General features: G+C 72.0%; 9 protein-coding genes. 5 read left to right on the top strand and 4 right to left on the bottom strand.

Translation table 11 applies throughout. The features are described from left to right. Window positions 1-611: ATP-binding cassette domain-containing protein (locus ACFWYW_RS58355; protein ID WP_379641446.1), on the top strand; the 611-nt coding region annotated here is incomplete at its 5' end. On the opposite strand, the gene ACFWYW_RS58350 is transcribed toward ACFWYW_RS58355, so the two are convergent. After that, on the bottom strand, window positions 598-1,056 hold the full coding sequence (locus ACFWYW_RS58350; protein WP_379625181.1) for a hypothetical protein: 459 nt from the start codon (window positions 1,054-1,056) through the stop codon (window positions 598-600). The genes ACFWYW_RS58355 and ACFWYW_RS58350 overlap by 14 nt on opposite strands. 51 nt (window positions 1,057-1,107) lie before the next feature. Between ACFWYW_RS58350 and ACFWYW_RS58345 the strand changes: the two genes are divergently transcribed. Continuing rightward, window positions 1,108-2,079: an aldo/keto reductase gene (locus ACFWYW_RS58345; protein ID WP_379625179.1), complete on the top strand. Its 972-nt coding sequence runs from the start codon at window positions 1,108-1,110 to the stop codon at window positions 2,077-2,079. On the opposite strand, the gene ACFWYW_RS58340 is transcribed toward ACFWYW_RS58345, so the two are convergent. Further along, window positions 2,076-3,707, bottom strand: a complete 1,632-nt coding sequence (locus tag ACFWYW_RS58340) for an alkaline phosphatase D family protein (RefSeq protein ID WP_379625177.1) — start codon at window positions 3,705-3,707, stop codon at window positions 2,076-2,078. The two genes, ACFWYW_RS58345 and ACFWYW_RS58340, sit on opposite strands and share 4 nt — an antisense overlap. A gap of 227 nt (window positions 3,708-3,934) precedes the next feature. Between ACFWYW_RS58340 and ACFWYW_RS58335 the strand changes: the two genes are divergently transcribed. Both ACFWYW_RS58335 and ACFWYW_RS58330 read left to right on the top strand, forming a co-directional pair. Continuing rightward, window positions 3,935-4,363, top strand: coding sequence for a hypothetical protein (locus tag ACFWYW_RS58335; protein ID WP_379625175.1), 429 nt, complete (start codon window positions 3,935-3,937; stop codon window positions 4,361-4,363). After that, window positions 4,350-5,234, top strand: coding sequence for a pentapeptide repeat-containing protein (locus ACFWYW_RS58330; RefSeq protein WP_379625173.1), 885 nt, complete (start codon window positions 4,350-4,352; stop codon window positions 5,232-5,234). The genes ACFWYW_RS58335 and ACFWYW_RS58330 overlap by 14 nt, the downstream gene beginning before the upstream one ends. 69 nt (window positions 5,235-5,303) lie before the next feature. Here the strand turns inward: ACFWYW_RS58330 and ACFWYW_RS58325 are convergent, their stop codons facing one another. Together ACFWYW_RS58325 and ACFWYW_RS58320 are read right to left on the bottom strand one after the other, a co-directional pair. Next, the gene (locus tag ACFWYW_RS58325) at window positions 5,304-6,404 is read right to left on the bottom strand and encodes a tyrosine-type recombinase/integrase (RefSeq protein ID WP_379625171.1); all 1,101 of its coding nucleotides are present in this window, start codon (window positions 6,402-6,404) and stop codon (window positions 5,304-5,306) included. Window positions 6,405-6,591: 187 nt separating this feature from the next. Next, on the bottom strand, window positions 6,592-9,003 hold the full coding sequence (locus ACFWYW_RS58320) for a hypothetical protein (protein ID WP_379641445.1): 2,412 nt from the start codon (window positions 9,001-9,003) through the stop codon (window positions 6,592-6,594). 229 nt (window positions 9,004-9,232) lie between these two features. Here ACFWYW_RS58320 and ACFWYW_RS58315 point away from each other — a divergent pair, with 229 nt between their 5' ends. Then, a complete protein-coding gene (locus ACFWYW_RS58315; protein WP_379625167.1) occupies window positions 9,233-9,415 on the top strand; it encodes a hypothetical protein in 183 nt (60 codons plus the stop codon). The last annotated feature ends 29 nt before the right edge of the window (window positions 9,416-9,444 follow it).

Here is a 9,444-nt window from a genome sequence, read left to right as displayed (position 1 = left end):
GCCTCACCAAGTCCTACGGCGCGCTCGACGTCCTGAGCGGCGTCGACCTCGCCGTGGACCGGGGCAGCCGGCTGGTCGTGCTCGGGTTCAACGGCGCCGGCAAGACCACACTGCTGCGGCTGCTGGCCGGGCACGAACCCCCCGACTCCGGCCGGGTCGTGCACGGGCACGGGCTGCGGCTGGGCTACTTCGCCCAGGAGCACGACACGCTCGACCCCGGGCGTACCGTGCGGCAGAACCTCGCCGCACACGCGCCCCAGCTGAGCGACGGCGAGGCGCGGACGGTGCTCGGCGCCTTCCTGTTCGGCGGCGACGACGCGGACAAGCCGGCCGGGGTGCTGTCCGGCGGGGAGAAGACCAGGCTGGCGCTGGCCGGGCTGGTCAGCTCGCGGGCCAACGTGCTGCTGCTCGACGAGCCGACCAACAACCTCGATCCGGCCTCGCGCGCGGAGGTGCTCGCGGCGGTCGGCGGGTACAAGGGCGCGGTGGTCATGGTCACCCACGACGAGGAGGCGGTCGAGGCGCTGCGTCCCGACCGGGTGCTCGTGCTGCCCGACGGCGTCGAGGACCTCTGGAGCCCCGGCTACGGCGAGCTGGTCACTCTGGCATGACGCCGACGGCGTCGGCGTAGTAGGTGGATCCGGCCAGGTGGAGGGCGATGCGCCGGATGCTCCAGCCGTCGCCGGGGCTGTTGTCGAGGCGTTGCTCGGTCAGCGAGCCGAGCCGGACGGTCCAGATCTGGGCCAGCCGGTCGAGCCTGCTGACCGCCTCGTCGTAGTCGTCCTTGGTGAAGGGCGCCATGTCCTGCTCGGTGGTGATGGCGGAGGCGTGCCAGTCGTCGGGGATCGTGGGCAGGCCCGCCAGGCGCGCCTCGACCTCCGCCAGGTGGTCGATCATGTGGTCGGCCACCCGGCGGATCGCCTTGTGCGGGGTGTAGACGCGGTCGTCGACGTGGCGGGGCACGCCGTCCCATCGGGTCCAGGTGGCTGCCAGGCGCAGGACGTGCCCGACCATGCCGGCGACGGCGATCGCCGGATCCTCATCGTTGGTGGTCATGAGCGGACCGTATGGCCGGAACACTTAACGCGGGATGGAAGGATCGATGTCATGGAATACATCCGTTTGGGGAATAGTGGCCTGAAGGTGTCCCGGGTGTGCCTGGGCATGATGAGCTTCGGCGATCCGGATCTGCTGGACTGGTTCGTCCCCGAGGAGCAGGCGGAGGCCATCGTCCGGCGGGCCGCGGACGGCGGCGTGACCTTCTTCGACACCGCCGACATGTACAGCAACGGCGGCAGCGAGGTGATCACCGGCAACGTGCTGCGGCGCACGTTCGCCAAGCGTGAGGACTACGTGCTGGCCACGAAGGTCTTCTTCCCCACGGGCGAGGGGCAGAACGACCGCGGTCTGTCGCGCAAGCACATCATGGCCGCGCTCGACGCCTCGCTGGAACGGCTCGGCACCGACTACGTGGACCTCTACCAGATCCACCGCTGGGACGAGGAGACGCCGATCGAGGAGACCATGGCGGCGCTGCACGACGTCGTGCGCTCCGGCAAGGTCCGCTACGTCGGCGCCTCCACCATGCGGGCCTGGCAGTTCGCCAAGGCACAGCACGTGGCCGAGGTCAACGGGTGGACGAAGTTCGTGTCGATGCAGCCGCAGTACAACCTGCTCTACCGCGAGGAGGAGCGGGAGATGCTGCCGCTCTGCCGCGACCAGGGCGTGGGCGTGATCCCGTGGGGCCCGCTGGCGCGCGGGGTGCTGGCCCGGCCCGCCCTCGCGCAGGCGGCCACGACGCGCAGCGCCAACGACGGACGCATCCCGGCCACCTACGAGACCGACAACAACCGGGCCGTCCTCGACCGTCTCATCCAGGTGGCGGCCGAACGCGAGCTGCCGCCGGCGCAGGTCGCGCTCGCCTGGCTCATGCACCAGCCGGGGCTGACCGCGCCGATCGTCGGCACCACCAAGGCGGCGCAGATCGACGACGCGGTCGCCGCCGCCGCGGTGAAGCTGTCGGACAAGGAAGTCGCGTTCCTGTCCGAGCCCTACCAGGCCCGCGAGTACATGCCCTAACGGGCGCTCTGCTCGGCCAGGTGGTCGAGCGGGCTGGCCACGTCCGGGACGAAGCGGACGCCCACGGGCGGGTTGTCGGCGGTCTGGTGCAGACCGGGACGGCCCGCCTCGACGGCGAAGGAGGCCCGCGTGGAGACGGGCGCGCCGGGCCGGGAGACGTACGGGACGACCTGGTAGTCGACGGTGAGCGTGTCCGGGGTGGCCCTGGCCCGGACGTAGCCGCGCTGCACGTTGTGGAACTTCAGGTGCGGGTTGGCCTGCATGAAAATCTGCCCGATCCGGTCCTGGTCGGCGCCGTCCTTGCCGGAGGAGATCGAGGTGCCGGCGAACTCCACGCCCATGACCGGCGCGTCCGGGTCGTCGAAGTCCGTCGTGAGCTCGGCGGCCAGGCTGCGGTGGATGTCGCCGGAGATCACCACGGGGTTGCGCACCCGGCGCTGGACCATCCCGGTGAGCAGCCGGTCGCGGGCGGCGGCGTAGCCGTCCCACAGGTCCATGCCGAACGACTGGACTTCCGCGCTCGCGTCGTGGTCCAGCGGGGCCATGAGCAGCTGGTTGGCCACGATGTTCCAGGTGGTGTGGGAACGGCCCAGGCTGTCGAGGAGCCAGGCCTCCTGGCGCTCGCCGAGCATCGTGCGGTTCGGGTCCAGGCGCTCGGCGCAGCCGACCTTCTCGCCGTCGCCGCAGGGCTGGTCGTCGCGGTACTGGCGGGTGTCCAGCACGCTGAACGCGGCCAGCCGGCCGAACGCCTGCCGCCGGTAGAGCCGCATGTCGGCACCCTGGGGCAGCGCCGACCGGCGCAGCGGCATGTGCTCGTAGAAGGCCTGGAAGGCCGCGGCCCGCCGCTGCAGGAAGACCTGCCGGTCCTGGTCGGGCTCGGCGTCGATCTGGGAGATGTCCTTGGCCCAGTTGTTCTCGACGTCGTGGTCGTCGACCGTCACCATCCACGGGAACGCCGCGTGCGCCGCCTGCAGGTCGGTGTCGGTGCGGTAGAGGGCGTGGCGGTTGCGGTACTCGGTGAGGGTGAAGGTCTCCTTGAGGTAGTGCTCGGGCAGGGCGATCCCGCGTACGCCGCCGGTCGCGCCGACGCCGTACTCGTACAGGTAGTCGCCCAGGTGGAACAGGACGTCGAGGTCCTCCTGGGCCAGGTGCCGGTAGGCGGTGTAGAAGCCCTCGTACCAGTTCTGGCAGGAGACGAAGGCGAAGGCGAGGCTGTCCGGGCGGGCGCCGGGCGGGGGAGCGGTCCTGGTACGGCCGGCCGGGCTGATCTCACCCCCGGCGCGGAAGCGGTAGAAGTAGTCGTGCCCGGGGCGCAGGCCGTGCAGTTCGACGTGGACGCTGTGGCCGTACTGGGGCCGCGCGAGCGTGTGGCCTTCGCGGACCACGCGGCGGAAGCCCTCGTCTGTGACTTGGATTTCTTGATGGCGTGATTCTTTGAACGCTTTCTGTCGTGATTTTCGATCTTGCTTCGGGTGGGGCGGAGGTTGAGGGTGCCGCGGTGGTGCGGGCCCCGGTCTCGGCGCACACCTTGTGGCACGGGCGACCGTCGTCGTCGACCAGGAAGGCGGGGTTCGTGCAGATGAGGCAGTGCCCGGCGCTGCCCGCCGCCCAGTGGCTGATGCCGTCATCGCCTGACCAGTCGAGCCTGTTGCCGGTACTCCTGGCCTTGCTAGCGCTGGTGCGGGTCCGCCGTCGAGCCATCTCGCGGGGAAGCGTGCCCGCGAAGCGGCTCCTTTGATGCTCTTCGGCTCTTCGCTCTTGTGGTCCTGTGCTGGCAGCCGGGCGGAAAGGTGACTTTCTAACGCCTATCTCCACGAGGCGGAAAATCCGCCGTCCGGGGGTCTACGGTCGGTGCATGAGCGGCTGGATATGGGCGCTGTGGGGCCTGGGCGGCGGTCTGGCCGTCGAGACGCTGGACTTCGTCAAGGCGGTGCGCCGGGTGAAGGGCTGGCCCTGGGCTTCTCCAGACGAGCCCGGCGCCGGCCCCTACCTGCTCTCGGTGCTCGGCCGCGCGGCTGCCGCCGCGGTGGTGGCGGGCGCCGCGGGCGCGTCAGTCACCGGCATGACTCCGTTGATCGCGCTGGCGCTGGGCGCGGCCGCGCCGCTCATCCTGGAGAAGCTTAGCCAGCAGGTTCCCATGCAGGCCGACGTCGCCGGCGCCCTGCCAGCCAGGCCACCTGCGGCTGGCGTCAGTCCGGGCGACAGCCCCGGCACCCTGGCCGATCCCGCCCGGGAACCCTCTGCCAGCGCCGAGCAGGGAGGGGAGCGCGATGCTGCGCGCTGACTCACTGGCCGGCCGGATCGTGACGGCCTTCGCTCGCACCTCCCCCGCCTTCCGCCCGGCCGACGACGGCGCGCCCGGCAGCACCTGGTGGCGGGCCTGGCGCCGCACCACGCCGGCCTTTGCCCGCTCGTCACCCGCCGACACCATGACCGTCGTCTTTCCCGCGCCGGACGGCCGCGGTTCGGGCGACGTCGACCTCAGCGAACCTGAGCTGCCCGCTGCCGTTCAGCGCGGCCTCCGGATAGGCCCGGGCGCGGATCTGCGGGGCGCGGACCTACGCGGCACGGATCTGAACCGCGCCGAGCTGACCCGCGCGAGGCTGGCCCGCGCGGATCTGACCGGCGCGTCTCTGTTCCGTGCGAGCCTGACCGACGCGAACCTGAACGTCGCGCGCTTGAGTCATGCGCGCCTGAGCCATGCGGACCTGACCGGCGCGAACTTGACCCGCGCGCATCTGTTCGACGCGGTCCTGGTCAGCGCACGCTTGGACGCCGCTCGCCTGAACCACGCGCACCTGAACGGGGCGGTCCTGGTCGGCGCAAGCTTGGCCTTCGCGAACTTGACCCGTGCGAGCCTGACCGGCGCGGACCTCACCGGAGCGAACCTGCGCGGCGCGAACCTGCGCGGCGCGGACCTCACCGATGCGAACCTGACCCGTGCGCGCCTGACCGCCGCGAACCTGACCGCTGCCTGTCTGTCCGACGCGGACCTGCGCGGCGCGAAGCTTGCGGACATGGTGTGGGATGGCGAGACCATCTGGCCGGACGCCGGGTGGGCGGAGCGCCTGCGGCGGGCGTCGGAGCGGCTGGCGGACGGCCGGTTCCGAGTGCGCTCGGAGGGCGTCTCGGACAGTGCTCCGGTACCGGTCTGAGGCGGATTTCCGGGCCTGCGGATTGGTTGCGGGAACGTGGGGTGCGTTTCCCATAAGCACGGGCCCTCATCACAGGCCGGTGACGGGGTTGTCGGTCCAGCGGTCGGCTTCTTCGATGTAGCCGAGCAGGGCGGTGGAGTTGTCGGCCCAGCCGCCGTGACGGCCGATGCGTTCCAGGTCGGCGCCCGCGCGGCGGGCCGCGGTGGCGAACCCGCGCCGTAGTGAGTGTCCGGTCCAGGTGCCGGTCAGCTCGGCCGCCTTCGCTGTGGCACCGACGATGTCGGTGATGGCCTCGGCGGTCAGGCGGCCGTGCGGGTCGCCGATCGGTTTGCCGTGCCGGGTCATGGGGCGGGCGAGGTGGCCGCCCTTGGCGATGCGGACGAACAGCGGGCCGGTGCTGCGGCCGTGGGTGGCCAGGGTGGCCAGGGTGGCCAGGTAGGCGCGTGCGGCACGGACCGGGCAGGTCGCCGGGTTGCTCCCGTACGGGACGGCCACCTCGGTGAACTTCTTGAGTTTGGGGCGGTAGACGGTGACGGTCAGGCCCTCGGCGGTCTCGGCCAGGTCGGCGATGTCGAGGGCGACCAGCTCGCCGGCGCGGGCGGCGGTGGCGTAGCCGAGCAGGAACAGGGCGGCGTCGCGCTGCCCGGTCAGGCTGGTGCGGTCGCGGGTGGCCAGCATGGCGCGCAGCGCGCCGGGCAAAGCGGGGGTGGCTTTGCGCGACCGGGCGGCGGGGTCTTTGGCCAGGGCCAGGCGCGCGCGGTAGGCGGTCAGCAGGGTGCGGGCGGCCTTGGTCTCCGGCGGGGTGCGGCCGGCCAGGCGGTGCGTGGTGCGGATCGCGGCCAGGGCGCGCTCGATCCCGGCAGGGGAGCGCGCCGTGCCGCGCCGCTCGGTCGGGGTGACGGTCAGGTGCCGGACGTACTCGGCGACGGTCTCGGCCGTGGCCGGGAGCGTCGCCGAGTACGGCTTGCACCCCAGGCGGTGAACGCGGCCATGTCCGCCGCGTACGCGCGCCGGGTGGAGGCGGGCACCGCGTCGGTCAGCGCCTGCAGGGTCGCCGCGCTCAGCGCGAAGTCGGCGGCCGTGTGGGCGGGAGTGTCCACGGCCGCCGCCGGGATCGCCGGGGAGGTGCTGCCGGGGACCGGGCCGGGTTCGAGAGCGGCCATCGGGCACCTCTTTCCGATCATGCTTTTTTGATCGTGAGAAGAAACATTATCAGGGGCAAAAGCGGCGGTTCCGCGACGGCGGCCCGCGATCACACCACGGTGGGTGACGTCCGGCCAAGAAGCCCACGCCGGCAGGAGGACCGAGCACTGAGAGGAATCGGCCCGTCCACGACCGAGCTAGACCTCAGCCTTGGTCACTCCAGGTCATCCCAGCCCCACGGCGCAGTCGGACCCCCCTCAGGTTCCCGGCCAAACCGGTACCGCTCCATATGATCGTCGATCTCCATGAACTCATCGAACAACCCCGCAGCCGGGAGCCGCCCGGCTAGCACCCGCGCCTGGTCTTCGGCCCCCGCCTTCCGCAGACTGTCCAGCAGCCGACTCACCCCGAACGGGTCGTGGCGGGCGACGTGGGCGGCGGCGCGCTCGGCCAGCACCCGCACCTGGTCTTCGGCCCCCGCCTCCCGCAGACTGTCCAGCAGCCGACTCACCGCGCCCGGGTCGTCGAAGGCGGCGTGGGTGGCGGGGTCACGGGCCAGTAGCACCCGCACCTGGTCTTCGGCCCCCGCCTCCCGCAAGCTGTCCAGCAGTTCGCCCACCGCGTCCGGGTCGTCGAGGGCGACGTGGGCGGCGGCGCGCTCGGCCAGCACCCGCACCTGGTCTTCGGCCCCCGCCTCCCGCAAGCTGTCCAGCAGCCGACTCACCGCGAACGGGTAGTCGAGGGCGGCGTGGGTGGCGGGGTCACGGGCCAGTAGCACCCGCACCTGATCTTCGACCCCCGCCTTCCACAGGCTGTCCAGCAGCTCGCCCACCGCGAACGGGTCGTCGAGGGCGACGTGGGCGATGGCGCGCTCGGCCAGCACCCGCACCTGGTCTTCGGCCCCCGCCTCCCGCAAGCTGTCCAGCAGCACGCCCACCGCGAACGGGTCGTCGAGGGCGACGTGGGCGATGGCGTGCTGGGCGGGGCGCCGGTCGGTGGGGTGCAGGGTATGCAAGTGGCGGACAAGGGCGACAGCGGCATACGGGGCGCCGTGGAATGTGGCATGTTTGTGCAGTTGAGCAGCATCGCGATACAAGCCGCGCGCCCGAGCGGCGTCGCCGAGGACTGCCAGGTCGGCGGGGCGGGCGTGCAGGGCGGCCGCGGTCCAGAAGTCGATGGGCGGGATCTTGTCGGCGCGGTGGCGTCGGCCATGCTGATCGAGGTAGTCGGCCAGCCGGTACAGCGGCCCGGCCGCTGCCGGTGTGCGAGCGGCGGCGGGGCTGGTGCGGCGGCTGCGCTGGTTGCGGGGCGCGCCAGTCTTGACGGGGGTGAGGATGCCGGGGATGCCGTTGCAGGGGGTGGCAGCGTAGTCCAGGGCCTGCTGCAGCCAGTCGTCGTCGGCCCGCTGCCATTGGGCGTCGGTGAGGTAGCCGGGCGCGGCCTCGGCGAGGAACGTGAGTGGCAGGTGTATTCCGGCCCCGAGGCGGCGGGCGTCCATGGCGGCGTGGATGACCGCTTCGGTGGCGGGCGGGGCCTGGCCGTAACGGTTCAGCAGGAGCGGCACTCCGGCCAGGTACTGGGTGATCTGACCGTCCTCGGCGTGCTCGGAAGCCTCCGTCAGACGAGGGTCCCGGTCGGCGTGGCGGGTCAGCGCGGCCAGGTCGGCGCCGGTGAACGCGTCCAGGAGGTCGATCTTGTGGCCAGTCAGCAGTTCCCGGGCCTGCGCGTGCGGATCGGAGCTGCCAGACTCCGAGCGACTGGTCAGGGCGTTCCAGTGCTGCGGCCATAAGGTGGCCAGTACCAGCACCGGCCCCCGCCCGGGGTCGCGCAGCAGCTCGCGCAGTCCCGCGGCGACCTGCTCGCCCACCTGGTCCGGAGTCAGGTAGAACTGGGCCTCGTTCAGCCACACCACCGTGTACGGCGCCACGTTGGGAAGGTCGGTGAGGGCGGCGGCGGGGTGGGTGGGGTAGATGGGATGCCATAGCCGCCACGGCCCCTGACCCAGCAGATTCAGGGCCTGCCAGCAGGCGCGGGTCTTGCCGGTGGAGGACCCGCCGACCAGCACCGCGATGCCGCTGTGGCCGTCAGCTGCGGCAGCCACCACCTCGGCCAACACGTGGTCATGCGCGCGCGGCACATACGCCGGAAGCGCAGGCAGGCCGGCGTCGCCGGTGTTGATGGCCCGGTGTACCTCCAGTCCGAACTGGAACGGGTCTTTCACCTCGCTCAGCGGCCAGCCCGGCCGCATCCGCTCCAGCACCGCCTGGCCCTGCCCGGCCTGCACCGCGGCGCGGGTGCCGGCCGTACGGTGGCGGGCCTCGGCCCGGTAGGCGTCTCGCCACCGCTGCTCATCCGACAACACGGCTGCCGCCGGGTCATCGGCCAGCCGGGCGCGGCCGGCCTGTGCCCGCACCGCCCGCACCACCGCCAGCAGCTGCTCGACCTGCTGGGGGAAGCGCTTCCCGCGCAGCCATTCCACGATCGTGGTCGGGCTGATTCCGCCAGCGGCCGTGGCCAAGGTACGGGTCGAAGGCTGGCCCTGCAGCCGGTCTTTGCGAAAGGCGGCCAGCGCGGCGATCAACACGCCTAGGTCTTCCTCGCTCACCCCGGCCGCCAAATCAGCCATCACATCGCCTCCTGAGACCTGCCGGACGTCCAACCCATCCCTGGACACCTGGCCAGAACAGGCCCGCCCCGCCCCTCACACTAGGCCCGCGAGCAGGCCCGCTCACCCCGATGTGTCCGACTTGCGCAGCGACTCCTGCTGGACGGCGCGCTGGACAGCCAGCCTCGGTCGTGTCACGGCCCCTGGCTTGCAGGGGACCCCCATCATTCATGACCCCGGAGCCACCCCGATGAACCCGGAACAGATCCTGGCCCTGCTGCTGGCCGTGTCCATCGCCCTCAACATCGCGATCACCGCGTACCTGATCGCCCGCGCCGCCGGCATCGGCACCGCCCAGTCGATCCTCACCGGCGCCGGCGCCGCGGCCACCGGCCTCGGCCTCTACCTCGCCGCCGTCGCCGCCTACCACTGACTTTCCCGGCCCCGCGTGCGGACCGCGGG

Source organism: Nonomuraea sp. NPDC059023 (assembly GCF_042740095.1).
Taxonomy (GTDB): Bacteria; Actinomycetota; Actinomycetes; order Streptosporangiales; family Streptosporangiaceae; genus Nonomuraea.
The sequence above is the reverse complement of the archived record's forward strand: the minus strand, read 5'-3'. Positions and strand labels throughout refer to the sequence as shown.